General features: G+C 56.7%; 23 protein-coding genes and 1 tRNA gene. 11 read left to right on the plus strand and 13 right to left on the minus strand.

Annotated elements, in window-relative coordinates; all coding sequences use genetic code 11:
* The first annotated feature begins 150 nt into the window (after positions 1-150).
* A complete protein-coding gene (locus tag EU556_RS14820; RefSeq protein WP_135434930.1) occupies positions 151-495 on the plus strand; it encodes a four-helix bundle copper-binding protein in 345 nt (114 codons plus the stop codon).
* Positions 496-504: 9 nt separating this feature from the next.
* Here EU556_RS14820 and EU556_RS14825 read toward each other — a convergent pair whose 3' ends face one another.
* Both EU556_RS14825 and EU556_RS14830 read right to left on the minus strand, forming a co-directional pair.
* Positions 505-1,113, minus strand: a complete 609-nt coding sequence (locus EU556_RS14825) for a hypothetical protein (protein ID WP_135434931.1) — start codon at positions 1,111-1,113, stop codon at positions 505-507.
* A gap of 97 nt (positions 1,114-1,210) precedes the next feature.
* Positions 1,211-2,404, minus strand: a complete 1,194-nt coding sequence (locus EU556_RS14830) for a THUMP domain-containing class I SAM-dependent RNA methyltransferase (protein ID WP_135434932.1) — start codon at positions 2,402-2,404, stop codon at positions 1,211-1,213.
* Positions 2,405-2,561: 157 nt separating this feature from the next.
* On the opposite strand from EU556_RS14830, the gene EU556_RS14835 reads away from it, so the two are divergent.
* The 4 genes from EU556_RS14835 to murB all read left to right on the plus strand — a co-directional run bounded on the left by EU556_RS14835 (position 2,562) and on the right by murB (position 7,119).
* On the plus strand, positions 2,562-3,584 hold the full coding sequence (locus EU556_RS14835) for a hypothetical protein (protein ID WP_135434933.1): 1,023 nt from the start codon (positions 2,562-2,564) through the stop codon (positions 3,582-3,584).
* A gap of 124 nt (positions 3,585-3,708) precedes the next feature.
* Positions 3,709-4,401, plus strand: coding sequence for an aquaporin (locus EU556_RS14840; protein WP_135434934.1), 693 nt, complete (start codon positions 3,709-3,711; stop codon positions 4,399-4,401).
* A gap of 157 nt (positions 4,402-4,558) precedes the next feature.
* Positions 4,559-5,953: a sugar MFS transporter gene (locus EU556_RS14845; protein WP_135434935.1), complete on the plus strand. Its 1,395-nt coding sequence runs from the start codon at positions 4,559-4,561 to the stop codon at positions 5,951-5,953.
* Between the two features lie 137 nt (positions 5,954-6,090).
* Entirely contained in the window at positions 6,091-7,119 is a 1,029-nt protein-coding gene (gene murB, locus EU556_RS14850; RefSeq protein WP_135434936.1) for a UDP-N-acetylmuramate dehydrogenase, read from the plus strand.
* Positions 7,120-7,235: 116 nt separating this feature from the next.
* Here the strand turns inward: murB and rlmF are convergent, their stop codons facing one another.
* From rlmF to EU556_RS14875, 5 genes are all read right to left on the minus strand, one after another.
* A complete protein-coding gene (rlmF, locus tag EU556_RS14855; RefSeq protein ID WP_135434937.1) occupies positions 7,236-8,174 on the minus strand; it encodes a 23S rRNA (adenine(1618)-N(6))-methyltransferase RlmF in 939 nt (312 codons plus the stop codon).
* A 542-nt stretch (positions 8,175-8,716) separates the two neighbouring features.
* On the minus strand, positions 8,717-11,134 hold the full coding sequence (locus EU556_RS14860) for an endonuclease MutS2 (protein ID WP_135434938.1): 2,418 nt from the start codon (positions 11,132-11,134) through the stop codon (positions 8,717-8,719).
* A 114-nt stretch (positions 11,135-11,248) separates the two neighbouring features.
* Complete coding sequence (locus tag EU556_RS14865; RefSeq protein WP_135434939.1) at positions 11,249-11,917, minus strand: hypothetical protein; 669 nt, start codon at positions 11,915-11,917, stop codon at positions 11,249-11,251.
* A gap of 33 nt (positions 11,918-11,950) precedes the next feature.
* Positions 11,951-12,709, minus strand: coding sequence for a TIGR02757 family protein (locus EU556_RS14870; RefSeq protein ID WP_135434940.1), 759 nt, complete (start codon positions 12,707-12,709; stop codon positions 11,951-11,953).
* Between the two features lie 131 nt (positions 12,710-12,840).
* Positions 12,841-13,872, minus strand: coding sequence for a LysM peptidoglycan-binding domain-containing protein (locus EU556_RS14875; RefSeq protein ID WP_135434941.1), 1,032 nt, complete (start codon positions 13,870-13,872; stop codon positions 12,841-12,843).
* 261 nt (positions 13,873-14,133) lie between these two features.
* Between EU556_RS14875 and kdsB the strand changes: the two genes are divergently transcribed.
* Positions 14,134-14,883, plus strand: a complete 750-nt coding sequence (gene kdsB, locus EU556_RS14880; RefSeq protein WP_135434942.1) for a 3-deoxy-manno-octulosonate cytidylyltransferase — start codon at positions 14,134-14,136, stop codon at positions 14,881-14,883.
* A 161-nt stretch (positions 14,884-15,044) separates the two neighbouring features.
* Here the strand turns inward: kdsB and EU556_RS14885 are convergent, their stop codons facing one another.
* The 5 genes from EU556_RS14885 to gap all read right to left on the minus strand — a co-directional run bounded on the left by EU556_RS14885 (position 15,045) and on the right by gap (position 18,642).
* A complete protein-coding gene (locus EU556_RS14885) occupies positions 15,045-15,452 on the minus strand; it encodes a DUF1622 domain-containing protein (protein WP_135434943.1) in 408 nt (135 codons plus the stop codon).
* 5 nt (positions 15,453-15,457) lie between these two features.
* Entirely contained in the window at positions 15,458-15,994 is a 537-nt protein-coding gene (locus EU556_RS14890; protein WP_135434944.1) for an HPP family protein, read from the minus strand.
* Positions 15,995-16,062: 68 nt separating this feature from the next.
* On the minus strand, positions 16,063-16,407 hold the full coding sequence (locus EU556_RS14895; RefSeq protein WP_135434945.1) for a translation initiation factor: 345 nt from the start codon (positions 16,405-16,407) through the stop codon (positions 16,063-16,065).
* 103 nt (positions 16,408-16,510) lie between these two features.
* Positions 16,511-17,377, minus strand: a complete 867-nt coding sequence (locus EU556_RS14900; RefSeq protein ID WP_167855589.1) for a diacylglycerol/lipid kinase family protein — start codon at positions 17,375-17,377, stop codon at positions 16,511-16,513.
* Between the two features lie 257 nt (positions 17,378-17,634).
* A complete protein-coding gene (gene gap, locus EU556_RS14905) occupies positions 17,635-18,642 on the minus strand; it encodes a type I glyceraldehyde-3-phosphate dehydrogenase (protein ID WP_135434947.1) in 1,008 nt (335 codons plus the stop codon).
* 250 nt (positions 18,643-18,892) lie between these two features.
* On the opposite strand from gap, the gene EU556_RS14910 reads away from it, so the two are divergent.
* The 4 genes from EU556_RS14910 to EU556_RS14925 all read left to right on the plus strand — a co-directional run bounded on the left by EU556_RS14910 (position 18,893) and on the right by EU556_RS14925 (position 22,415).
* Positions 18,893-18,964: transfer RNA gene (locus EU556_RS14910), tRNA-Glu, on the plus strand.
* Between the two features lie 108 nt (positions 18,965-19,072).
* A complete protein-coding gene (locus EU556_RS14915) occupies positions 19,073-19,669 on the plus strand; it encodes a Crp/Fnr family transcriptional regulator (protein ID WP_135434948.1) in 597 nt (198 codons plus the stop codon).
* 68 nt (positions 19,670-19,737) lie between these two features.
* Positions 19,738-20,103 (plus strand): DUF4260 domain-containing protein, encoded by a 366-nt coding sequence (locus EU556_RS14920; protein WP_135434949.1) that lies wholly within the window; start codon positions 19,738-19,740, stop codon positions 20,101-20,103.
* 137 nt (positions 20,104-20,240) lie between these two features.
* Positions 20,241-22,415 carry a bifunctional alpha,alpha-trehalose-phosphate synthase (UDP-forming)/trehalose-phosphatase gene (locus tag EU556_RS14925; protein ID WP_135434950.1) on the plus strand — a complete coding sequence of 725 codons (2,175 nt, stop codon included), beginning with the start codon at positions 20,241-20,243 and terminating at the stop codon, positions 22,413-22,415.
* A 70-nt stretch (positions 22,416-22,485) separates the two neighbouring features.
* Here the strand turns inward: EU556_RS14925 and EU556_RS14930 are convergent, their stop codons facing one another.
* On the minus strand, positions 22,486-24,288 hold the full coding sequence (locus EU556_RS14930; RefSeq protein ID WP_135434951.1) for a glycoside hydrolase family 15 protein: 1,803 nt from the start codon (positions 24,286-24,288) through the stop codon (positions 22,486-22,488).
* A 164-nt stretch (positions 24,289-24,452) separates the two neighbouring features.
* Between EU556_RS14930 and EU556_RS14935 the strand changes: the two genes are divergently transcribed.
* Positions 24,453-25,178: a TVP38/TMEM64 family protein gene (locus EU556_RS14935; RefSeq protein ID WP_135434952.1), complete on the plus strand. Its 726-nt coding sequence runs from the start codon at positions 24,453-24,455 to the stop codon at positions 25,176-25,178.
* The last annotated feature ends 28 nt before the right edge of the window (positions 25,179-25,206 follow it).

A 25,206-nucleotide genomic window follows, 5' to 3' on the forward strand; every position in this document is an offset into this window, starting at 1 on the left:
TAACGGACGCAGGTGAGCGGCAATGGAACGGTGAAATTAACCATTTACAGGCGGAAATCGTGCACTTCTGCTACATAAACCTGAACGTCTGCCGGTTCAGCTTCCGCGTATAACAAGGCACTTCATTTCGTTCACTAACCCCTCTATCTAATGCCTGCTTCCTCCGCTTCCGCTACTCAAAACCAAGCTGTTCTCGACGCACTCAGCCGCTGCATTGCCGCCTGCGAACTATGCGCCGATGCGTGCCTGCACGAAGACAATATCCAGATGATGGTGCCCTGCATCCGACTCGACCGAGACTGCGCCGACATCTGCCGCCTCACGGCCGCTTTCATTGCCCGCGGCTCCGACCATGCCCAACACGTTCTCAAGGAGTGCATTGAAATTTGCCAGAAGTGCGCCGATGAGTGCGGCAAACACCAGCACGACCATTGCCAACAGTGCGCCGCTGCCTGTCGGGCCTGCGTGGAAGCTTGCCGCCAGTATGCAGCCTAGGCCTCGGCTCTAGGTTACCCCGAGAATCTCTACTCCGCTCATCTGCACGGACAGGTCTAGCGCATACTGGTGTATGTTCTGCTCTTGACCAATGTGCTGTAACTCAGCGGTAGCTTGCCAGCGCTGCACGTTTCCGCTAGTGGGCGCTACAGCTGGTTGCAGCACTCCATTAGTGTACGTAATCTGACTACGCACACACTGAGTGGCATCAAAGTCGCCAACCCAACTGGCATCGGCGGAGTCATAGTAGGTGTTGAAAGCTCGGTAGGTGACGGTCCCCGACCGCTTCACGGGGAACTGGTAATACAAGGTCGAGAGGTCGGGAAAGGCCAGCCCAACGGTAAACACGTTTGGGCGGCGCGGACCCAGAATACTGGCTCCGAATGACTCACTCTGAATTACCTGTAGCTGCCCGTTTTCATCCGTTTGAAACTCAAGCGGAGTACTTCCCCGATGCCATACTTGCACGCGCTGTTGGGTCAAGAGGTTGCCTGTAGTATCCCGTAAGGTAAGTCGCAACTGATACGCAACGGAGCGCTGTCCAAGTGAAAACACAAACGCGAGTACGCCGCTCAGCAGTACAGCCAACCCACCAACTACGTATAAAACCTCCAGCATAAATCAGAACAAACTAGTAAGTGGCCTAGGCACTCGGGGACAGATAAGAATCCGCCCCCCGACGCCTAGGCCACTTGCTGCTTCTGCGTGTTACTGCTTACCCTTGTTCTGGCCGGGTGGCTTTGCGGGTACCTTGGTAAAGCTCGTATTTAAGCAAGCGGCAGTCGATGGGGCCGTTGTAGAGTGGAATGCGGCGGGAGGTTTTCAGGCCGATGCGCTTAGCGGCTTCTAGGTTGCCGGTAAACACGTAGGCATCATAGCCTTGAAAGCCGGTTTTAAGCGTGTCGCCAATCATTTTATACAAGGCGTCCATTTGGGCTTCTTCCCCAATTCTTTCTCCGTACGGCGGGTTCATGATAACGATGCCGGGCTCTTCTTTGGCGGGTGCCTTGGCCTCGCGCACGTCGCGCACACCCAGCCGAATGAAGTCTTCCAAGTCGGCGGCGGCTACGTTTTGGCGGGCCAGCTCAATGTACTCCCGCGAAAGGTCGGAGCCGGCAAGGTAGGCCTGGGGTTCTTCAATTCGCATCTGGCGGGCATCCAGCTGAACCGACTCCCAGAGGGCGGCGTCGAAATCGGGCCAGTTCTCAAAGCCAAATTTACCTTGATGGTACAGGCCGGGCGCAATGCGTTGGGCAATCATTGCCGCCTCGGTGAGTATCGTGCCGGAGCCGCACATAGGGTCGATGAGCGTCTTTTTACCATCCCAGCCCGTGAGCAGAAGCAGGCCGGCGGCTAGGGCCTCGTTGAGCGGCGCCACGTTGGTTTGCTGCCGGTAGCCGCGCTTGTGCAACGACTCGCCGGAGGCGTCGAGGCTAAGAATCACCTCATTTTCAATCATGTGCAGGTGCAGCCGAATGTCGGGACTCTTTACATCCACGCTAGGCCTCTGCCCAGTACGGTTGCGGAACTGATCTACAATGGCATCCTTGGTAAGCTGGGCCACGAACAAGGAGTGCTCGAACGAGGACTTGTTCACGACGGCCGTAATGGCGAAGGTTTGGTCTTGTCGGATATACTTAGCCCAGTCAATGCGGCCTACCTCGCGGTACAGGGCCTTTTCGTCGCGGGCGTAGAAGCCAGCGAAGGGCTTAAGAATGCGCATGGCCGTGCGGCACCACAGGCAGGCCTCGTAGAGCAGCTGCGTGTCGCCGCTAAACTCAATGGCCCGCTGGCCCACTCTCTCAATGGTGGCACCCAGCTGATGCAGCTCTTCCGCCAGCACTTCTTCCAGCCCAAACTGGGTGGTGGCGGTCATATAAAACGGAGCGGAGCGGCGGGTAGCAGCCATACGATGAAAAGTAAAATGAGGAAGTAAGGCCGCAAAGGTCGGGAAAGAAGCGGGTGAAACCGCAGTAAGCCTAGAGAACGGCCGCCAGTACTGTTGCTTTAGCGGCCTTTGGCATTATCGAGCTTAACGTTATGCACGCCTTTTGCGTCTCTAGGCCATGCGCCCCTCTTTCCTCTTTGATCCGAGCAAAAGCTCCCTCTTCTACCTTATTTTATTTTTAACGCTGATAGTGGTAGGCCTCACGGGCTACGATGCGCTAAATGGGCATTACTCAATGATTGGTAGCGTAGCTTCCTTCCTAGGCCTGTTCGTGGCCTTCCAGAGCTGGAAAGCCGCTGATGATGCCTCCCGTAAAACCGACGAAGCGCTGGCGCAGATGCAGGCTCTAGCCCACGAAACCCGCCAGTTGGTGGTGAGCAGCAATACGGTAGAAGAGCAGATCAAGAGCGCTGTGGTAACCATCAGCGACGCCACGCGGGAACTGTACAAAGGCTTCCAACCGATTATGAACGAAATAGCGTCGTTCCTGACTGAGGCAGCCGAAAGTGAGTACTTGGCCATTATGACGGACTCCGCTGCAATTGGCACGTTCTACGCCCGCCACCACCACCCGGCTCTTAACCAGCGGGAAATGCGGGCCCTCACCGACCGCATTCACGACCTACTGCTGGAGCGCGCCCGCGACGCCCGGGAGTTCTACTTGGCCACCCTCGCCGCCGATGAGGTGCCCGACTCAGTACCTCCCACCCGCGACCAGCACGGGCACCTGCATCATTTTGTGCAGGGCGTCTGGCAGCAGTTTCATCCTGAGTCGCCGATTACGGAAGAGTATTGGCATGAGCACCGGGAGCAACACCTTTCCACCCTGCGCCAGATTCAGGAAACGTTTACCACTCTTTCTGAGCACCGTGAGCAGCGGGCGGCAGGACTAGAACCGCATCAGCACCTGCCGGTATTACCGCTTCAGTTATTTCTACGCTACAACGCCGAGGCCAAGGAGCCGTTCCGGGCGCTGGTGGTGTTCCTAGGCCAGTACAACCTCGATAGAGTAGCCGAAACCCGCGCCATGCAATCAGCCGACCCAGAGCTGGTGCGCACCTTCATCAGTATGTTCGAAAGCCTTACCAGCCTCGACGACCACCCTGGTTACCAAGAGCTTCGGCGGCAGCTTCCACTATAACCTGGAAAAGAGTTTATTTACGAAGTGTGCTGCCTAAATCCAGCCTGGGCGAAGCGCACGTACACATTTTACTGACGCGCATCCACGCCGCCGTTCCCTATCGTGTCCCTCAAATTCCCTTACTATGCCTAAATATATTGCCGAGGTGCTTGGCACGTTTGCTATCATTTTCTGCGGCACCGGCGCTATCATTATCAATCAGGAGAGTCATGGGGCAGTAACGCACGTGGGCATTGCCATTACGTTTGGGCTGGTAGTTACCTCCATGATTTATGCGCTAGGCACCATTTCGGGGGCGCACTTTAATCCGGCCGTGTCTATTGCGTTTGCCGTAGCCCGGAAGTTTCCGGTGCAGGAGCTGCTGCCCTACATTATCAGCCAAGTTACTGGAGGCGTGCTGGCCAGTGCCGTGCTGCGGTATCTATTTCCCGGCAATGAGTTGTTGGGAGCTACGTTGCCCGCCGGATCAGAAGCGCAGTCCTTTATTCTAGAGTTTATCTTGACCTACTTCCTGATGCTGGTCATTATGAACGTGGCCTACGGCTCAAAAGAGCAAGGCTTGTTTGCGGGCTTAGCTATTGGCGGCGTGGTGCTGCTAGAGGCCATGTTTGCGGGACCCATTTGCGGGGCCTCCATGAACCCAGTCCGCTCCTTAGCGCCAGCCTTACTTTCTGGACATCTGGAGCACCTGTGGCTGTATTTAGTAGCGCCCACAGCGGGTGCCATCGGGGCCGTACTGACCTGGAAATACCTGACCAGTACTGTTCAAACCGTACCGCCAGCTGAGGTTCCTGCACCCATCAAAGCACGCTTGTAGTAGCAGCTAGGCCACTTTGGTCACTGGTATTTGCCCAGCCAACGCCTTCGATGCCGCAGCCAGTCAACCTAGCGGTGAGCAGTATCCGGCCGGCAGCCCATCGGTAATCCCGGATACCGCCTATATTTAAGACCTCCTTGGTTTTCATTCTGCCTGCATGGCCATTCCTACTACTACTTCCACTTCCGCCACCACCGCCGCAGCCCGCTCTTACGCCCTGCCCATGGCGGCCATGACGAGCCTGTTCTTCCTGTTTGGAGCTGTCACCAACTTCAATGGGGTGCTGATGCCCTACCTGAAGGACGTGTGTCAGCTGACCGATTTTCAATCCTCTACGGTGTCGGTGGCCTTTTTTGGGGCTTACTTTCTGATGTCGCTGCCGGCTGGGGTGCTGCTGAAGCGGCTGGGCTATCAGCGGGGCATTGTGGTAGGACTGCTTATCATGGCGGTGGGGGCGCTGGTGTTTATTCCGGCCGCCAACTCGCGGGTGTTTGGCGTGTTTCTACTGGGCCTAGCGGTGCTGGGGGCTGGCATTACCCTACTGCAAGTAGCGGCTAACCCCTACGTATCGGTGCTAGGCCCCGCCAGTGGTGCCGCCTCACGGGTAAGCCTGGTGGGCGTAGCGAATAACTTCGGTGGTACTCTCTCGCCCCTGCTGGGTGGCATGCTGCTCTTTGGCGGCTCAGAGGTGCTGAAAGCTCGTTTGGCATCTATGCCGGTGGCACAGCGCCTGAGTGAGGAAGCCGCCCTGGTAAAGGGTCCTTACATTGGCTTAGCAATCTTCCTGGCCGTGCTGGCGGGCATTTTTGCCCTGCTAAAGCTCCCAGAATTAGAATCGTTTGCCGACGAAGAAGCGGCGCCGGTGCCAGCTGGGCAGGCGGCGCGCAGCTCGGCCCTGCATTTTCCTCACCTAGCCTTGGGCGTAGTGGCCATTTTTCTCTACGTAGGCGTGGAGGTAGGCCTAGGCGACTATCTGATCCGGTTCGGTGAAACGCAGAATATCCAACAGCTCTCGGGCTTCACGCAGGCACTGGTGCAAGGCCTAAGCGTGGCCACCAACTGGGCCGCTGCCCTGTTTGGGCAAACGCCCGCCCCTATTGACACGGCCTCGGGCTTCACGAAGGCCGTGGGGGCCGTGCTGGTTTCCTCCTACTGGTTTGGCTCTCTGGTGGGGCGGGTGGTAGGAATTCCGCTGCTGAGCCGCGTAAATGCCCGCTACGCCTTGGTGCTAGTGTGCTCGGTAGCTCTGCTGAGCGTAGCCGCCGCCGTGTTGGTGCGCGGCGAGGCTGCCCTATGGCTGGTGGTACTCTGTGGCCTGTGCAACTCCATTATGTGGCCGGTCATTTTCCCGCTGGCCATCCAAGGCCTGGGGCCGCTCACCAAGCAAGGCTCCTCCTACCTCATCATGGCCATTGTGGGCGGGGCAATCATTCCCTTCCTGATGGGGGCCGTGTCAACTTACGCGGGAGGCCTACGGGTAGCCTTCATGTTGCCGGCCCTCTGCTACGCCTACCTGTTGTTTTACTCGTTGCGCGGCTATCGAGTGCGGTAACCATTTAGCTTCCACTAAAAAGCCCGTTATTCTTTGCTTCATGCAGAATAACGGGCTTTTTTGATTCTGGTGGGTGTGGCGGCTCGCAATATCGAAACGGCTACCTTTGCCGGCAAGTCACCTTTACCGCTTCTCGTATGGCTTCGGCTCCTGCTCTAGAACACCACGTTTCGCTTCGCCCCTACAACACCTTCGGCCTAGACGTGAAAGCGCGGCTTTTTGTCCGCTTTTCCTCCCCCGATGAGCTTAGGGCCCTATTGGCCCTGCCCGAGGTGCAGCAAGCCGAAAAGCTGGTATTGGGCGGCGGCAGTAACCTGTTGTTCACGCAGGATTTCGATGGCGTGGTACTCAAAAACGAAATTCGGGGGCTTGAAATCTTAAGCCAGGATGAAGACACCGCACTGGTGCGCGCCGGCGCCGGTGAGTCGTGGCATGGGCTGGTACAGTATGCCCTAGATCAGGAGCTGAGCGGTATTGAAAATCTGTCGCTGATTCCGGGTACGGTGGGCGCGGCTCCGCTCCAGAACATTGGGGCGTATGGCGCCGAGCTAAAGGATACGTTTGAGCAACTGGAGGCACTGGAGGTAAGCACGGGCCAGCTGCGTACTTTCTCCCGCGAGGAGTGTGGCTTTGGCTACCGCGAAAGTGTGTTCAAAGGCCCCCTGAAAAACCAGTACATCGTCACGAGCGTGATGCTGCGCCTGCACCGTCGGGCCCGCCCCAACGTCAGCTACGGGGCCATCCAGACGACCCTGGAAGACCTCGGAATTGGTGGTGAGCCAACACCCCGCGACGTGAGTGAGGCCGTGATGCACATCCGCCGCAGCAAGCTCCCCGACCCCGCTCAGATCGGCAATGCGGGTTCCTTCTTCAAGAACCCTGAAGTTTCCCAGCAGAAATACGACGAGCTGAAAGCCCGCTACCCCGACCTGCCCGGCTACCCAGTGCCCGGTGGCGTGAAGGTACCCGCCGCCTGGCTGATTGAGCAGTGCGGCTGGAAAGGCCAGCGCCGCGGCGCCCACGGCGTGCACGACCGGCAGGCACTAGTGCTGGTAAATCACGGCGGCGCCCAAGGAGCTGACATCCGCGACTTAGCTCAGGAAATTATTGCCTCAGTGCGGGAGAAGTTTGGTATTGAGCTCCACCCCGAGGTGAATATCTTCTAGACACTTGCTTAAACGCGTCATTCCGAGCACAGCCAAGAATTTGGGTTAGCCACTAGGCCACTTCCCCAAATCCTGAATATGCTCGGAATGACGCGTTTTGTCGGTAGTAGAGTGGCCTAGGCCACTGGTTTCCAGCGCCGCCGGGCCCAAGCTTGACGCTGCTCGTCATCCTGAAACGTCCAGGCTACGATGCGGCTGGTTTTCTGGCCCTGCTTCATTTCAATGGTTCGGATAGAGCTTTCCTCAACGCCCGCCTTTTGCAGGAAGTAGTAAGCGCTGCGCAGGGTTTCTTTTTTAGAAAGGAGAATTGAAAACCAGAGCACCCGCGCTGCCAGCGGCACGCTTTGCTCCACAAATCGGCGCAGGAAGCCTTCTTCGCCCCCTTCACACCATAGCTCCGTATTCTGCCCCCCAAAATTAAGCACCGGCTCCAGCGCTTTCGCGTAGCCCAGGTTGCGGCCTTTACGGCGGCTACCCGCGGCGGCATCAGCGGCCGAGGCGTGGAACGGTGGGTTGCACATCACTAAATCAAACTCCTCGCGCGGCTTCACAATTCCCTCAAACACAAAGGCAGCGTGGCTCTGCTGGCGTATTTCTACCCGCCCAGTCAGCTTGGGGTTCGCGGCCACCATAGTCTTCGCTGATTTCAGCGCCACTGAGTCAATCTCCGAACCCACAAAGCGCCACCCGTAAGCCTGTGAGCCAATGATAGGATACACGCAGTTCGCCCCCACTCCTACGTCCAGCACGTGCACAGCTTTGTCGCGGGGAACTAGGCCACTATGATCGGCAGCTAGCAAATCGGCTGCGTAGTGGATATAATCAGCGCGGCCGGGAATGGGCGGACAGAGGTACCCCGCGGGCACGTCCCAGGAAGCCACGCCATAGAACTGCTTCAGCAAGGCTCGGTTAAGGGCCTTCACGGCCGCCGGGTTGGCAAAGTCAATGCTGCTGTCGCCGGTCGGGTTGGACACCACGAAGGCCGCCAGCTCCGGGCTGGTGCTTAAGAGTTGCGGGAAGTCGTAACGGCCGTTGTGGGGATTGCGAGGATGCAAGGCAAATGGGGTTGGTAAAGAAGATAGGAGCGCAAAGGTACACCTGCTGCAACGGATACGGGCCGGGTTAACTCCAGCTCATAATTATTTCTACCTGGTTGCCCTACATTTTCACTGTTCCCCCTAATGATTTGTCCTCGCCGGGATATATCTGATAGATTGTCTTATTACCCTTGACTTCAGTCTGATTATTCTTGAGCCGTTTGCTTTCACGTATCCATTTGCTGATTGTGACTGGGCTACATTCAAACTTCATAAAAAACTTCCTGCTGAACATGCTTCCGTTTGTCCGAACCTCCAGGATATTAGCATCGGAAGGAATTTCAGCTAATCCCCCCCAAAGTAAGGTAGTCGTAATCGCCTCCCGCCTGTTCCAAGGCATTACTTGGTCTGTACTTACCATATATAAAGCACAAAAGCAGGTTAGCAAAATCAGCCCAATTTTGTAACGTTTTATTCTCATAAAAGCAAATAGTGCTATAAAGCAACAGGCCCCGACAGCTCATTTAAGAACTATCGGAGCCTGTTGCTTTTTTAAAGCGTTACTTCAGCACGGCAATGGTAGCGCCGTCGCCGCCGCGGTCAGCGTGCTCGTCGGCCACGCTGGCTATGGCGCGGGTGCGGTGCAGGTAGTCGCGCACTACCTGGCGTAGCACGCCGTTGCCGCGGCCGTGCAGGATTTTGATTTCAGGTACGCCCAGCATCACAGCATCGTCTACGTAGGCCATGATCTTGTTCAGGGCATCCTCGGCCCGCTCTCCGCGCAAGTCCAGCGTGGGGCTGAAGTTCGACATCTTGCCGGTGGTGTCGAAGCCGGAGTACTGGGCCGGAGCTTTGCGAGCTGAGGCTTTCTCCCGTTCCCGAATTTCAGAGCGCGTGAGCTTTTCCAACTGGCCTACCTTCACCAGGGTCTTCATGCCACCAAAGGAAACCTCCGCCGTTTTACCTTTAACGCTCATGATTTCGCCGTGTCCTTCCTGCCCAATCAACGCCACTTTGTCGCCGGGCTTGAGCGAGTTGGCATCGGCCAGCTCACGGGTAGCACGGGCCTTGGGTGGCTCAATCTGCAGCTTCTCACGCACGAACGTATCGAGCTTACCGCGGGCTTCCTTGGTGCGCTCCTTTTCCGCCTGGCCTAGCCGAATTTCCTGAATGGTAGCCTCAATCTGCTGGTTGGTATCCTTGAGCAGCATCTTAGCTTTAGCCTTGGCCTCGCGCAGTACGTCAAGGGTGGTATCGTCGAGGTACCTCTTCAAATCCTGATACTCTTGGGCCGCTTTCTTCATGCGCCGCTCCTGCTTGGCGGCTTCGGCAGTGCGCTGTTCCAGCTCCGTTTTCTCCTTCTCTAAGCCTTCCAGCAGGCGGTCGTAGCGGATTTTATCCTTACCCACTAGCTGAGTTGCCCGCTCCACCAGTTGCTTGGGCAAGCCAATCTTGCGCGCAATTTCAATGGCGAACGAAGAACCCGGCTTGCCGATTTCCAGGCGGTAAAGGGGCTGCAGTTGGTCGGGGTCGTAGCGCATGGCTCCGTTCACGATGCCTTCCGTCCGCTCAGCGTAGTTCTTCAGGTTGGTATAGTGCGTGGTAATGACCCCAAAGGCACGGGCGCGGTTCAACTGCTCCAGCACGGCTTCGGCAATGGCGCCACCCAAGCTAGGCTCGGTACCGGTACCAAACTCGTCAATAAGAATGAGGCTGCGCTTGTTAGCCAGAGTCACGAACTGCTTCATGTTGAGCAGGTGCGAGGAATACGTGCTCAGGTCATTTTCCAGGCTCTGCTCATCCCCAATATCCAGGAACACATCCTCGAACACGCCCGCCTCCGAACCATCACCAGCCGGAATCAGCAAGCCGCACTGCAGCATGTACTGCACCAGGCCTACCGTCTTCATGCTCACCGATTTACCACCGGCATTGGGTCCCGAAATCAGCAGAATCCGCTGCTCCGGCGTCAGCTCAATGTCAAGGGGCACTACCTCGCGCGGGTCGTCCTTGGCGTGCTCCTGAAACGTGAGGTAAAGCAACGGGTGACGCACCTGCTTCCAGCGAATCAGGGGCCGAGGATGCAACTCCGGTAGTGAGGCCTCCAGACGCTGGGCCAAGCGGCCCTTCGCCCGAATAAAGTCTAATAAGCCCAGGTACTGGTAGGCCTTACGCAGGTCCGGAATGTGGGGCCGTAGCTGAGCCGTAAGCTGGGTCAGAATGCGGATCAGCTCTCGTTGGTAAGCATTTTCCAGGTCCTTGATGTCGTTGTTAAGCTCGAACACCGCTTCCGGCTCAATAAACACCGTCTGCCCAGTCGCCGACTCATCGTGAATCAAGCCTTTTACGCGGCGCTTGTGCTCGGCAATGACCGGCAGCACCAAGCGGCCACCCCGGATGGTGGGCTCAGCCCCTTCGGGCACCCAGCCTTCCTGGCGAGCGTGGCGTAGGATACCCGCAATCTGCTTGCGCAGCTGGCCCTGGCGGTTTATCAGCTCCTGCCGAATCTGGCTCAGCAGCGGCGAAGCGTTTTCGCGCACTTGGCCTTCGTCGTCCACCACTTTGTCAAGGGCGGCCAGAAGGTTACGATCTACCTGCACGCCAATGCCTAGCAGGCGCAGGGTTGGGTAGAGGTTCTCTTCGGCGTGGGTAAAGAAGGTCAGCGCTTCCCGAATGGTGCGCAGACTCATTTTCACGGCAAAGAAAGCAGCTACATCAAGGTAGCTGCCGGGTATATTGGCCCGCACCAGGTGCGGATGTACATCGTGGTAATGTTGGCTAGGGAAATCAGCTCCACTGCTGAGCAACTGACGGAACTCATCCGTCTGGAGCAGGAGCTTCTGGAGCTGATCGGCTTTCGGCTGAAAGCTCATCTTGGCCACAAACTGACGACCTAGCGCGCTCAGGCACAGGCCCTCCAGCATCTCACGCAGCTGCGTGAAGCCAATTTTCTGCTCGAAATTATTGGGAAGAATCAAATCAGGTATTCCTTGTTTAGGACAATGTATTCAGAAGGGAATGCGAAGATAAACACTCTGAAGGGCCGGAAAGATTCAGAATTGTTAATAAAGTAAGTTAGCTAGGTGGCCGACTTATGCTTTCCCCTTGCGTGCCGATAGCCAAGGCCCTAAATAACTCAAGGCGCTACCATATACCATCAATATTGAGCGCCACTCAGTTCTCTTGGTGCCCTTAAACAGTATAATTCCAGTAATAAGCAATACTGCAACCACTATTGTCCAGCCCATTACAGTAGCTACCGGCTTTTCATAAAACGAAGGCTCACGCTGAATAGCTACTCTAGCCTCGTCAGATGAGTTCGATATGTGTTCTATACACTTCTTGAAGTCAGCTACTAGAGCATAGAAATCGTCCTTACCCCAAAAATCATTATGCTTAAACTTAATCCTTTTACCAGAATAAAGACTAAGCGCAAGTAACTTACTATTGTTATGCTCCTCATATACATACGACTTTATCTGGCGCAAGGGAATGGTTTGCTCGTTAGTCGACTGATTAGATCGAATGCTCAATGCGTTATCCGTTAATCCAATTATCTGCTCGCGAGTGACGAACCTCCTAGCTGCTATATATCCAAGTGCAGCCGGCCCTAAAAAACAGAGCCAAAACAAAAAGGAGAAATACTCACTGTCTTTGGGTTTAGGCACCAAGGCTAAACCTCCAAAACACAAGACAAAGCAGACTCCCAAAATTGCTAAAAGGATACCTTCACTAATATTCTTTACTATATATACTTCCACTATTATTTAACATTTTAGGTAGATATATTTACGTTACATCTCCCCCTCCACGCCCAGCCCAAATAGCGCAAAATCATACTTCACGGGGTCGAGCGGATCGAAGCTGCGAAGGTGAGCGGTGAGGTCTTCGGCGGCCAGCCAGTCAACTTGTTTACGGTCTAATAGGCCTAGGCGGCGGGCTACCCGCTCCACGTGCACGTCACAGGGGCAGATAAGGTCGGCGGGCGAGAGACGGGTCCAGAGGCCGAAGTCTACACCGCGGTCGTCGGGGCGCACCATCCAGCGCAGGTACATGTTCACGCGCTTGCAGGCCGAGCCGCGGGCCGGCGTAGCCACGTGCTTGCGGGTGCGCTGGGGTGCGTCATCGAGACTGAAGAACAGGTTGTGGAAGTTTTCGAGTCGTTCTTTCTGGGTGTTACCAAGCAGAAAAGCATCTTCAAGTGTATCGTGGCTCCCGTAAAACCAGCGTAACCAGTGCACGAAGTAGAGCAAATCTGTATCGCAGAAGGTGCGATGGCAGAAGCCCAGCAGACCTTTTAAGTCTTCATCCTGGTGCTGGGTGATAAACTGATACGGCGCGTTATCCATGCGGCGCATCAGCTCCAGGCACTTACTAATGATGGTAGGCCTACGCCCCCAAGCCAGCAAAGCCGCAAACAGACCGCTGATTTCAATATCCTGGCGCTGCGTAAACTGGTGCGGAATGCTGATCGGATCGGCCAGGATAAAGGACGGCTGATCGTAGTGCTGGTAGCGGTCGTCGAGCAGAGCCCGGACTTGCGCGTGATTCATTGAGCGGAAAGGTGACGTGGTGAGTAGTAAAACGTAGATAGATGAGTTGGTGAAGACGCTAAAAACGCAATCTGCGCAAGTGGCGCATGTAGCACATCAACTCACTATTTCACCACTTCACCAACTCACCGCTATGGTACGTAGTTGGTTTCTACCCGGAAGCGCTGATCGGGCGTGGCTAGGCGCTGCACGGCCCGTTTAGAGAGGCGTACTAATACGTTGGAGTTTTCGCCCGTGTCGGGCAGTTTGCCAATCACGCGCACGTACACCGACATGCCGTTCATGATATTGCGCACCTCCATGATGGTGCCTACCGGCGCGGTTTTGTGCAGAGCCAAATACTTATCAGAAGCATCGGTGGGAATAACCATGGCTAGGCCACTCTCCGATACCCGGCGCACTACTTCACTGGCCCGCTCGGGAGCGCGCTCTTTTTCTTCTACTACTTCTCGGGCAGGCTCCTCCTTAATGGGAGCCTCCTTCGGCACCACGGGCTGGCGTGCAGTTGCGGGTGCTACGGCAGAGTCTTTTGCCCGAGCCCGGTTCTCCCGCTCCTGCGCCTCGCGGGTATCAGAAGTGCGCTCCGGACGAGTTGGGGCTGCTGGCGCCGGGCGCGCTGCTACCGGCGTAGCCGGACGCGCAGCCGCAGCAGTGCCCTGGTGAGTACCAGCCGCAATAATCAGGGTTTGACCACTGCGCACGTTGAAGTTCGGGGCAAACCCATTAAGGCGGGCTAGCTCAGCGGGCGACACGTCGAACTTGCGGGCGACGGCGTAGAGCGTCTGGCCAGCTTCTACTTTATAGATGTGGTTTCCACGGGCATCGGTGGGCAGAGCCCGGGCGGCCGCCGAAATAGCTGAGGCAGCGGCCGGAGCGGCTGGTTGAGTGAGTACCACCCGGTTGCGGGGCACCAGCACAATTTGCCCCGTTACGAGGGCCCCTTTCACCGTGGGATTGAACTCTACGATTTCGTCAACTGGCACTTTATAGCGCCGCGACAACCCATAGAGGGTTTCACCGGGCGACACGCGGTGCTTGATCAGGATTTTGTTGTTGCGGTACTCAACTCCGATAGAATCTGGGGGAGCCACCAGCCGGGGGCCCGCCAGCGCGGAGAAACCTGAAAAAACTAAAGCAACAGACAGCAACGAAATTCGAGACATAGGAACAGGGCGCGGAAGGCGGCAGAACAGCACAGTAGGTAAAGGAAGCTGCCAACTGCATAAATACTGCCGAAAGTTAACGAATCCTGACAAGTCCCCGACGCACTGTTGGATAGCAACGGTTATTTATTGGTCATTTTTAAGAGCAGTACCTCTGGGCTTGCTCTTTGCTCTCTATCGGAGGGAAATGATAGTCTGTCGGTAATTTTCACCTCTTTTGCGGCAACGTATTCTCTGGCTTCACTTCCTCACCCACTCCGCATGCACGCTATTGGTATCATTCCCGCCCGCTTTGCTTCCACCCGTCTGCCTGGCAAACCCCTGGTAGATCTGGGCGGCCAATCCATGATTCAGCGGGTTGTTGGCCAGGCCCGGCAATCGGGGCTGAGCCGGGTGGTAGTAGCCACCGATGATGAGCGGATTCTGGACCACGTACTCGGGTTTGGGGGTGAAGCGGTTCTTACGGCCCCCGACCACCCCAGCGGCACCGACCGCGTGTGGGATGCGTATCAGCAGCTCCAGGTGCAGGCCGATTGCGTTATCAACATTCAAGGCGACGAACCGTTTATTCATCCGACGCAGATTGATGCGCTAATTCAGCTGTTTGCGCAGTCCCAGCCCCCGCAGCTGGCTACTCTGGTGAAACCGGTGCTCAACGAGGAAGAGCTGTTTAGCCCCCACCTGCCCAAAGTGGTGCTCGATACTACGGGCCACGCGCTGTACTTCAGCCGCCACCCCCTGCCCTATCAGCGCCAGCAGCCGCAGCCGGAGTGGCGCCAGCACCACCGCTATTTGCGCCACATAGGCCTATACGCCTACCGCCCCGATGTTTTGGCCGAAATTACGCGGCTCTCTCCCTCCCCGCTCGAGCTAGCCGAGAGCCTGGAGCAACTCCGGTGGCTGGAACACGGCTACCGTATTCTGACGGCCGAGACGGAGCTGGAAACCATCGGCATTGATACGCCCGAGGATGTGGAGCGCGCCTTGCACTATCTGGCTCAGCAACTATAGGCTATCGGTTGTCATGCTGGGCATGTGGCACAATAAGCCAAGGGTCTGAAGCATCTCACGGTTTCGTTGCTAGGCCAGTTCCAGTTGAATTGTCAGAAGTAAAGGTGCTTCGGCTCTGCTCAGCATGACGTATAGTATGCCAAGACAGCACTTACAGATGATTACCCTTCCGAAGCACCATGTTCGGCACGCCGATTTATGTGGTTTTCAGAAGTTACAGCGCGCTCATCCTTCATCTCTTTGGAGAGAAAAAAGTTAAGGGCCGTCCGGATTACGGCAATAGCCCCGAGCTTGCCAATCTGCTCCCAGCTGGGCGCAATGGCTGTCGAGAGAATATCAGCCCCAAGCTGAAACTCCAGAGCTAGAGCCAGGTACCGGGCCAGAGTGAGCCGAATGGCGGTAAAATCGGCAGTTTGGCGGGCCAGCAACGCCTTGAGGAATAGTCTACCCGCCACGAGTATACCTAGGCCTATAATGAGTGCCCCAATGGTTTCAACACCCAGCTTAAGCCACTGCACGGCTTCAATTACCCCGTACTCCGCCAGAGAGTGAATAGTCTGTTTCTCCATATTACCTATGTAACGGGAACGACAGGCCTAGAGCTAAGCCTCTTCAGGAGATACACGGTGCCGCGCTGTACAATAACCAGCACCACTACCAACCCCACGGCCAACCCAAACAACAACAAGTTCCCCTCGCCGCTGCCGGCCCGAAAAGCAAAATTCAGGGCTGTTGCTACGGCCGGTGGGTGCATGGCATCAAGCCCAATCATGAGCCCGATGGTCAGGACCATGGCGGCGGCAGCTCCCACGTAGCCTGGCCCCACCCAGGCATGCAGCGCAAACCCAATGGAGGCGGCGCCCAGTTGGCTTAGTACCAAGGTGCGGGTGCTGTTGGTGGGGTGCTGTGGGTCGAGATAAATAAGGAAGGCACTGGATGCAAGTGAGGCAAAGAGCAGGCGCTGGTTGCTGAGTAGTTCCAGCAGCCACAGCATCAGCAGGACGGTGACTGTGGGTAGTAGCGCCAGCAGCAACTCGCCTTTGCGCCCCAGCCGCGGCCGGCCAGGCCCTGGCGTATCGGCAGCATTAGCTAAAGATCGAGAGTCAGACATACCCCTCCTACGCACCCTGTGGGCGTTTGGGTGCTCGCCTACTGACAATGGGGCAACTGCCAAGTGGCCTAGCCGCCGGCCTTCTTGGCTTTGTATTTCTGTTCTAGCAACACGGCCAGCACTTTGTCGCGGAAGTCACCTTGAATCAGGATTTCGCCGTCTTTGGCATTGCCGCCCACACCGCATTTTGTTTTCAGCAGCTTACCGAGGGCCTGCAAATCCGCATCCTGGCCTACAAAGCCAGTGATGAGGGTTACCTGCTTCCCTCCCCGCGACTTTTTATCGAGCTGCACACGCAGGTTTTGCTGCTGCGGGGGCAAGGTCACGGCTTCTTCATTGCCATTCTCCTGGTACTCAAAATCGGGGTTGGTGGAATATACCACGCCTTCGCGGCGGTTCTTGTTGGCTTTCATAGGTGCAAGTTGTGAAATTGAGGAAGGTGAAATGGTGAAATCGGGGTAGGAAACGTAGCCAGCTTGCACTTTACGCTCCCGCTCTTCACCACTTCTATAGTTGCTACACGGCTACTTCCAGCGCCAGCGGGTCGAGGCTAACCACAAAGTTGGTTTCATCGGCAACGTAGTCGCCATCTACGTGAAAGCCGAGTGGCCTAGCAGCTTTAACCTGAATGTGGCAACTAGTGTGATACACGGCACCGCCGGAGGTGGGCAACGTACCCAGGGCAAGCCCCAGGCCTACGCGCACGGCCCGCGGGAACGACAGCCCATCAATCAGACACAGATCGAGCAGACCATCCTGAATATCGGCGCGGGGCGCGATGTAGGCGTTGTTGCCGTACTGGGCGGCATTGGCAAAGGCTAGTACGTAGCAGTTGGTATCGAGGAGTTGGTTGTTAAGCTCCACTGCAATGGGCGTGGCCTGGTAGCGACGATATTCGCGCAGGGCCACCTTCACGTAGGTGCTCAGGCCGCGCGTACCGGCGCGGGCAAACATCTTGCTCACGTGAGCATCAAACCCCAGGCCCGCCGTGCAAAAGAAGGGGCGGCCGTTGATGTGGCCTACGTCCATGCGCTGAAAGGTGGGCGCACAGATGCGGCGCACGGCACCGGGCAAATCGAGCGGGATGTGCAGGTGCCGGGCCAGTCCGTTGCCGGAACCCCGGGGCACAATACCCAGGGCAGCATTGGTGCCCAGCAGACCACGGGCCACCTCGTTCACGGTACCATCGCCCCCCACGGCCACCACCACCCGGAAGCCATCCTGTGCCGCCGCCCGGGCCAGCTCCTCCGCGTGCCCAGCGTACTTCGTTAGGCGAATCTCAAACTCAGCGCCGGCAGCCGTGGCATAGCGCGTGAGCAGCGCAGGCACGTCCTGGGTACGGTTGGTGCCGGAGGTCGGGTTCAGGATGAAGCAGATGCGCACGGGCGGGTGAAATAGCGAGGTGATAAAACAGCGGGTAAATATAGGCGCATCCTAGGCCACTCCTGCTTCTCGCCCGGACAGCCACAAAGGCTACTTCGGTAAGGCACCACTGGTCTAGGAGCTGTCTTGAGTAGCACAAAGCCCCTACTCTGCTTGAAATTATAACTGGGTTTAGCAGTACTTGCTTGGAACCAACACATAAAAACAGCCTGCCCGATTGCTCAGGCAGGCTGTTTTCAAAATGTAAACCCGAAGGCTTAGCCGTTCATTTTCTCGCCCAGCTTCTGGATGAGGTCGGCGGTGCGGGTAGAGTAACCGGTTTCGTTGTCGTACCAGCCTACTACTTTCACCAGGGTACCGTTGGCCGAAGTCAGCTGCGAGTCGAAAATGCACGAGTGGGGGTTGCCCACGATGTCGATGCTCACCAGCGGATCGGTGCTGTACTCCAGGATGCCTTTCAGCTCGCCTTCAGCGGCAGCCTTCACGGCCTCGTTGATTTGCTCCTTAGTTACTTCCTGCTTCAGAATAACGGTCAGGTCAGTGGTAGAACCGTCTGGAATTGGAACGCGCATGGCGATACCATCCAGCTTGCCCTTAAGCTGGGGCAGCACCAGGCCTACAGCCTTGGCAGCACCAGTGCTGGTGGGGATGATGCTGTAGGCAGCAGCACGAGCACGACGCAGGTCTTTGTGCGGCGCGTCCTGCAGGTTCTGGTCAGAGGTATAAGCGTGCACCGTGGTGATGTAGCCCTTCTCAATGCCGAACGCATCATCCAACACCTTGGCCATGGGGGCCAGGCAGTTGGTGGTGCACGAAGCGTTGGAGAGGATGGTTTCCTCGCCAGTCAGGATGTCTTCGTTAACGCCCAGTACTACCGTCGGGATGTTGCCGGTAGCCGGAGCCGAGATTACTACTTTTTTAGCGCCAGCGGTGAGGTGCTGACCAGCGCCCGCCTCGTCCACGAAGCGGCCCGTTGATTCCAGCACTACGTCGATGCCCATGTCGCCCCAGGGCAACAGCTTGGGGTCGCGCTCGGCCAGAGCGGCAATGCGCTGACCATTTACAGTCAGGCTCTGCTCGTCGTAGGCCACGGTACCGTTGAAACGGCCGTGTACCGAGTCAAACTTGAGCAGGTGCGCCAGCGTTTTGTTGTCCGTCAGGTCGTTGATTGCTACTACCTCTACGTTCTCGCGCTGCAGCAGCGCCTTGAACGTCAGGCGGCCAATCCGGCCGAAGCCGTTGATGGCAACTTTGATTTTAGCCATAGTTGTTGGGGAAATGGGAAGGTTGTCGGTCCCGAGGGGCCGGGTGAAAACGCGTGGCGAAGGTAACGGGCTCGGGGTACTTCGCCAAATCAGATACAAACCAAGCCCGCTGTCAAACGGTTTGAAAAATTTTCAAGCTGAAAATCAGCTTGTTTTTCTTCGCAACGTATTTTTCTTTCTACCAGCTCTTGCGCTGAACCGGGCGGGCTGTATCTTTGCACCATCAAAACGAAACAAGGCCGCGTAACATGGTCCGTTCGTCTAGGGGTTAGGACAGTAGATTTTCATTCTACCAACAGGGGTTCGATTCCCCTACGGACTACTCGCCAGTCGTTTTGGTAACTTCTTGAAACCCGCTCGTTGCCCCCGACGAGCGGGTTTTTCTTTTTGCGCTGGTAGCGCAGCTCCCCGGCAGCTACTATCTTGGGCTATGCATCCGCTTCGCGCCTACATTCACCGCTTTGTTCCGCTCACCGATGCGGAATGGGAGCCACTGGCGGCCGTGCTGGTCACGAAACACATTCCGCGGAAGGGCTATTTCGTAAGGCAAGGCACCCACGCTTCAGAACTGGCCTTGGTGGTTTCGGGTGCCAGCCGCTTGTTCTATACTCGCCCCGATGGCGAAGAGAAGACAACTTACTTCTTCTTCGAAAACCATTTGATGGGCGCTTACCAGAGCTGCCTCACGGGGCAGCCCACCGCCTTTAGTATTCAGGCTCTTTCGCCCCTGGAACTTATCACCTTCCCTTACGCGGTGCTGGAGCGCTTATATGAGGAGTGGCCCGCGTATGAGCGCTTCGGCCGGAAAATAGCCGAATACCTCTTATTAGGCACCGACGCCCGCCTGGCAGAACTGTTGCTGCTGAGCCCTGAACAACGCTACCAAGCTCTGCTCCGCAGCCACAAAACCAAAATCTTGGAGCGCATTCCTCAGCACTACATTGCCTCCTATCTGGGCGTGACACCGGTATCGTTGAGCCGAATTCGGGCACGGGTGCAGGCGGAGGAGTCCAGCCGTATTTCTTAGCGTTTGTTAACGACTTTCGGAGAGCAGGTGCCTGACCTTTGAGTGGTACAATTAACCGCTCCAGCGTCATGAAAAACCTCTTGAAACTAGAAGAGCTGGCCGAAATGGTAGCCGCCGCCCTGGTGTTTTCTTACCTCCCTTACGCGTGGTGGTGGCTCCCTTCCCTATTTCTGCTCCCTGATCTGAGCATGCTAGGGTACCTGGCCGGGCCGCGGGTCGGGGCTATTTGTTACAACTTAGCTCACCATAAGGCGCTGGCCTTAACGGTAGGCCTAGCGGGTTGGTTATTGGCGCAGCCGCTACTCCTACTCGCTGGCACAGTACTCCTCTTTCACAGCGCCTTCGATCGGCTGCTGGGCTACGGCCTGAAATACAGCACCACTTTTCATGACACCCACTTGGGACGCATGGACAAAACAGCCGCCATCAGCTAGTTATAAAACGAGGATGACTACTCATTGGCTTTGTCAGAGCACCTACTTGTGCGCATGGTCGTAAAAAGACGGCAAAAAAATAATGGCTAAACCCTGCTTTCTCCCGTAAGCTTGAGAGTTTACCATTTATCAAAGGCATGTCCCGAACGATTATTGTTTCCAACCGTCTCCCTACAAAAGTCCAGCGTACTGAAGAAAGCCTCACCTTTCAGCCCAGCGAAGGCGGGCTGGCTACTGGCCTAGGCTCTATCTATCGGGAAGACGGCAACGTGTGGGTAGGCTGGCCAGGGCTATTCGTAGAGACCACTGAGGAGGAGGAATACATTGCCGAGCAGCTTCGGGCCGATAGCATGGCCCCGGTATTCCTGACCGAAAGCGAAATCCGGGATTTTTACGAAGGCTTCAGCAACTCCACACTCTGGCCTACTTTCCACTATTTTCCGCAGTACGCCACCTACGAGCAGGAACACTGGGAGGCCTACGTGGCCGTGAACGAGAAATTCTGCCGGGCCGTGCTGGAAATGGCCGGCCCCGACGATACCATTTGGGTGCACGACTACCAGTTGCTGCTGCTGCCCGAAATGCTCCGGCGGGAGCGGCCCGACTGCACCATTGGCTTCTTCCTGCACATTCCTTTCCCTTCGCATGAGCTGATTCGGGTGCTGCCCTGGCGGGCGGAACTGCTGCGCGGCATGCTGGGCGCCGACCTAATTGGTTTCCACACCTTCGGGTATATGCGCCACTTTCTCAGCGCAGTATCGCAGATCTTAGGCATTGCCAATCAGAACGGGCAAGTTGAAACTCCTACCCGGACGGTGCTCGTCGATGCCTTCCCCATGGGCATCGATTACCAACGCTACGAGCAGACGGCCTCTTCCGAAACCGCCCAGCGCCACGAGCAGGAGTACCGCGAAGCCCTGCGGGAAGCCCGGGTTATTCTTTCCATCGACCGTCTCGACTACACCAAGGGTATTGCTCAGCGCCTACGGGCCTTTGAGTTGCTGCTGCAGCGCTACCCCGAGTGGCGGGAGCAGGTGAGCCTAGTAATGCTGGTGGTGCCCTCCCGCGACCAGGTTCCGCAGTACGCGGCCCTCAAAGAAGAAATTGACGAATTAGTGGGTCGCATCAATGCGCAATACCGCACTATCAGTTGGAACCCCATTCACTATTTCTACCGCTCCTTCCCGCTAGAAGAGCTGGTGGCGCTCTATCGCTTGGCCGAAGTAGCCCTGGTGACGCCCATGCGCGACGGCATGAATCTGGTAGCCAAGGAGTTCATTGCCAGCAAAGTAAACCAGCGTGGGGTGCTGATTCTGAGTGAGCGGGCCGGGGCTGCCCGGGAGCTTTCCGATGCTCTCATCATCAACCCGACTGACACCGGGCAACTAGCCGAGTCGATGCACGATGCCTTGGTGATGCCTGAAGAGGAACAGGCCCAGCGCATGACGGCCATGCAGGCCCTGGTGCGGCAGTATGACGTGTTTGCCTGGACTAAACTGTTTATGGACCGACTGGCCTACAGCAAGATCAAGCAGCTTACTATGGCCACCGAAACCCTGGATGCCCCGGTGCTGGAGCAGTTGCACAAGGAGTTTGAGGCCGCCGATCAGCGCCTGCTGCTATTGGATTACGATGGCACCTTGGCCCCGTTCAACCCTCAACCCCAGCGCGCCAAGCCCGACCCCGAGATGCTGTTTCTGCTACAGGCACTCACGGCCAATCCCAAAAACCGGGTGGTAATTATCAGTGGCCGCGACCGGACTACGCTGCAAGGGTGGCTAGGCCACTTACCGCTTGATTTCATTGCCGAGCACGGCGTCTGGCTGCGCAGCGCTGGTGAAGACTGGCACATGTTCCAGGCCCTGCGCAACGACTGGAAAACCGAAATACGCCCAATTCTGGAAACGTACGTGGCCCGTACCGCCGGCTCCTTCATTGAAGACAAAGAGTACTCGCTAGTGTGGCACTACCGCCGCGCCGACAGCGAACTGGCAGCCGTCCGGACGCGGGAGCTCCTGAGCCACCTCACCTTCCTAACCTCCAACACCGACCTGCAGGTGCTGGAAGGCAATAAAGTGGTAGAAATAAAGACGGCTGGTATTCATAAGGGCAGTGCCGCAGCCCGCTGGGTCAGCCAATACACTCCGGGCTTTGTGCTGGCCATCGGCGACGACCGCACCGACGAAGACACGTTTGGCGCCATGCCGCCGGAGGCCTACACTATCAAAGTTGGAACGGGCACCCGTTCGTTGGCCCGCTACCACGTAGGCTCCACCAACGATGTACGGAAGCTGTTACGCAGCCTGCTCTAGCGGTACTACAATAATCGAAAAAGCCCTTTTGCAGCACTGCAAGAGGGCTTTTTTTATGCAAAATATAGTATTACGCCGTGGCAGCTGGCCCCGAAACGAAGTTTGGCTTATCAAGCTTTTTAGCAATGCGGTAAGCGGCATTTACGAGGCCTACGTGGCTGTAGGCCTGGGGGAAGTTTCCCCACTGCGAACCAGTTTTGGCGTCTACGTCCTCGGAGAGCAGGCCTAGATGGTTGGTGTAGGTGGTGAGCTTCTCGAACTCAACAATGGCCTCATCAACGCGACCCACGCAGGCCAGCGCCTCCACGTACCAGAAAGAGCAAATCAGGAACGTGGTTTCGGGGGTGCCAAAGTCGTCGGCGTGGCGGTAACGGTAGAACAGGCCTTCGGGAGTTTTGAGCTCCTTCTCCAGCGCTTCAAGGTGGGTTTTGGCAATTTCGGAAGCCGGGTCGAGGTAGCCCATCAGAATGAGCTGCATGGTACTGGCATCGAGGTGGGGCGAGCCAATGGCGTTGGTGTAGGCCTGTCGCTCCTGACTAAAGCACTGCTCAATGCGGTTGCGAGCCTCGTGCATGAGCTTGGTAGCTAAGGCTTCCATCTCGGTGTTGCCGAGGCTGTGCGCAACCTGCTTGGCGGCGTGGCTGCCAGCCCAATGAAACAGGTAGGTGTAGCAGTGGTACTGGGCCAAGTTGCGGAACTCCCATAGGCCAGCGTCGGGCTGATCCATGGTGGCCTGAATCAGGTGCAGGGCCTCGTAGATGAGCTTTTCGGGGTTGTTCTTGTCGGGGTCAAGGAAGCGGCAGTCGACATACAAGGGCAGCAGTGCCACCAGTACTTGCCCGTACACGTCGTTCTGAATATGCGTGTAGGCGTCGTTGCCGATGCGCACGGGTTGGTTGCCGAGGTAACCTTCTAAATCCAGCTCTTGCTCAATCAGATCTGAAGCTCCACTGATACCATAGAGCGGCTGATATTTGCCTTTGATCTTGCTGGAAATGTTGGCGATGTAGTGGAAATAGCGCTCCATCTCCTCGAAGTGGCCAATATTGTTGAAGGCCGTGAGAATGTAGTAGGTGTCGCGCATCCAGCAGTAGCGGTAGTCCCAGTTGCGGGTACTGCCGGGCGCCTCCGGCAATGATGTAGTGCTGGCCGCAATAATGGCTCCGGTGTCCTCATACTGGTGAATCTTAAGGGCCAGCGCCGAGCGAATCACCTGGCTCTGGTGGAAGCTGCTGATGCTGGTGCTCTTCACCCACTTGCGCCAGTAGTCGATGGTAGAAAGCAGGAACCGCTCGGCGGTGCTTTCTAAGGGAGCTTCCAGGGGCGCGCCATAGGTTAGCACCAAATACTTCGTTTCGTTCAACACGAAGTCCTCCTCATCGAGAATATACGTCAGCGGAATATTCGTGGTCAGGCGAATTTCTTCCTCTAGGCCTAGGAAGGCAATGTGGTTGGAACTGCGCCGGCGGCTGAGCTGTAGGGCCCCGTACTGGCCTACGGGCTGGCAGGCCACCCGAATCCGGGGCGTACCGGTAATGGGCTCCACTTTCCGGATAAACATCAGGGGCTTGTAGTAGCGCTCATACTGCGGAAAGCGCGGGGCAAAGTCCGTGACGCGGTAACTGCCGCTCTCCGTAGTGATTTCGGTGCAGAGCACGTTGGTGTTGTGCAGGTAGTACTGGTGCGACTCGAAGCTGCCCTCGGCGGGGCTAATGCGGTACTCGCCGCCTTTCTTAGAGTCGAGCAAACTGCCAAACACGAAGCTGCTGTCGAAACGGGGCCAGCAGAGCCAGCGCACGGCGGTATCTTTCCCAATCAGCCCCAGAAAGGCACAGTTGCCAATCAGGCCCAGGTCGTAGGTATGCTTTGTCATCAGAGGAATGAGTTGGAGGCGGGGCCACCACGGGGCGCGGCGGCACGGTCTGAAGTAGCTAGTACCCCTTTGACGGCGCTGGGGTTGCCGTAGCCTTCGGGCCAGATGCTGCGTATGCCAATTGCAGAGACCTTATCCGCCCTATTTTAACCACACCTTCCGTTTTGACATCCACTACCACTCAGGCGGCCACCGCCCCAAAACGCAGTAGCCGGACCCCGCTCTATGGCTCCATAGTGCTGGTGGCTGCGCTACTAGCCTGCTGGTTTTTCTGGCCCGCATTCCAAGCGGCCATTCGAGAGGCCTACGACGTGCTTAGTAGCGGCGAGCAGGAGCGAATTTCCACGTGGATGCACCAATTTGGGTTCTGGGGGCCTATTGTACTGGTGCTAGCCATGGTGGTGCAAATGTTTTTGTTCGTCATAAATGTTGTGCTGCTAATTCTGGTGGCTATACTGGCCTATGGGCCTTGGTGGGGCTCTTTGCTGGCCTTAGTGGGCGTAGTGTTAGCTTCGTCAGTTGGGTATGGGCTAGGCCACCTGCTGGGGGAAAGCTTTGTGGCCAAGGTGCTCGGCCAGAAAGCTGAGCGCAAAATGATTGATATAGTGCAGCGCTATGGGGTGTGGGCCGTAGTTATTGCCCGCCTCTCCCCCGCCCTTTCCGATGATGCCATCAGCTTTGTGGCGGGGCTGGCGCGCATGGGCTACCTGAAGTTTATCACCGCTACGGTGGCCGGGGTTGTACCGTTAATTGCTCTGCTGGCCTACTTAGGTGAGAATAGCCAGCGCCTCAAAACTGGGCTGTTATGGGTCACGGGCGTAAGCTTGCTGCTGTTTGGCGGCTACATCTGGTGGGACAAGCGCCGAACCAAAAAAAATAAATCCACCTGATTCTGCAGCACTTACCGTATTTACACAA

Source organism: Hymenobacter fodinae (genome assembly GCF_004745825.1).
GTDB lineage: Bacteria > Bacteroidota > Bacteroidia > Cytophagales > Hymenobacteraceae > Hymenobacter > Hymenobacter fodinae.

Bases quoted from the DNA above. Each gene is read 5' to 3' on its own strand.
- EU556_RS14820 (WP_135434930.1), top strand. From the start codon at position 151: ATGCCTGCTTCCTCCGCTTCCGCTACTCAAAACCAAGCTGTTCTCGAC.
- EU556_RS14825 (WP_135434931.1), bottom strand. From the start codon at position 1,113: ATGCTGGAGGTTTTATACGTAGTTGGTGGGTTGGCTGTACTGCTGAGC.
- EU556_RS14830 (WP_135434932.1), bottom strand. From the start codon at position 2,404: ATGGCTGCTACCCGCCGCTCCGCTCCGTTTTATATGACCGCCACCACC.
- EU556_RS14835 (WP_135434933.1), top strand. From the start codon at position 2,562: ATGCGCCCCTCTTTCCTCTTTGATCCGAGCAAAAGCTCCCTCTTCTAC.
- EU556_RS14840 (WP_135434934.1), top strand. From the start codon at position 3,709: ATGCCTAAATATATTGCCGAGGTGCTTGGCACGTTTGCTATCATTTTC.
- EU556_RS14845 (WP_135434935.1), top strand. From the start codon at position 4,559: ATGGCCATTCCTACTACTACTTCCACTTCCGCCACCACCGCCGCAGCC.
- murB (WP_135434936.1), top strand. From the start codon at position 6,091: ATGGCTTCGGCTCCTGCTCTAGAACACCACGTTTCGCTTCGCCCCTAC.
- EU556_RS14870 (WP_135434940.1), bottom strand. From the start codon at position 12,709: ATGAATCACGCGCAAGTCCGGGCTCTGCTCGACGACCGCTACCAGCAC.
- EU556_RS14875 (WP_135434941.1), bottom strand. From the start codon at position 13,872: ATGTCTCGAATTTCGTTGCTGTCTGTTGCTTTAGTTTTTTCAGGTTTC.
- kdsB (WP_135434942.1), top strand. From the start codon at position 14,134: ATGCACGCTATTGGTATCATTCCCGCCCGCTTTGCTTCCACCCGTCTG.
- EU556_RS14885 (WP_135434943.1), bottom strand. From the start codon at position 15,452: ATGGAGAAACAGACTATTCACTCTCTGGCGGAGTACGGGGTAATTGAA.
- EU556_RS14890 (WP_135434944.1), bottom strand. From the start codon at position 15,994: ATGTCTGACTCTCGATCTTTAGCTAATGCTGCCGATACGCCAGGGCCT.
- EU556_RS14895 (WP_135434945.1), bottom strand. From the start codon at position 16,407: ATGAAAGCCAACAAGAACCGCCGCGAAGGCGTGGTATATTCCACCAAC.
- gap (WP_135434947.1), bottom strand. From the start codon at position 18,642: ATGGCTAAAATCAAAGTTGCCATCAACGGCTTCGGCCGGATTGGCCGC.
- EU556_RS14915 (WP_135434948.1), top strand. From the start codon at position 19,073: ATGCATCCGCTTCGCGCCTACATTCACCGCTTTGTTCCGCTCACCGAT.
- EU556_RS14920 (WP_135434949.1), top strand. From the start codon at position 19,738: ATGAAAAACCTCTTGAAACTAGAAGAGCTGGCCGAAATGGTAGCCGCC.
- EU556_RS14925 (WP_135434950.1), top strand. From the start codon at position 20,241: ATGTCCCGAACGATTATTGTTTCCAACCGTCTCCCTACAAAAGTCCAG.
- EU556_RS14930 (WP_135434951.1), bottom strand. From the start codon at position 24,288: ATGACAAAGCATACCTACGACCTGGGCCTGATTGGCAACTGTGCCTTT.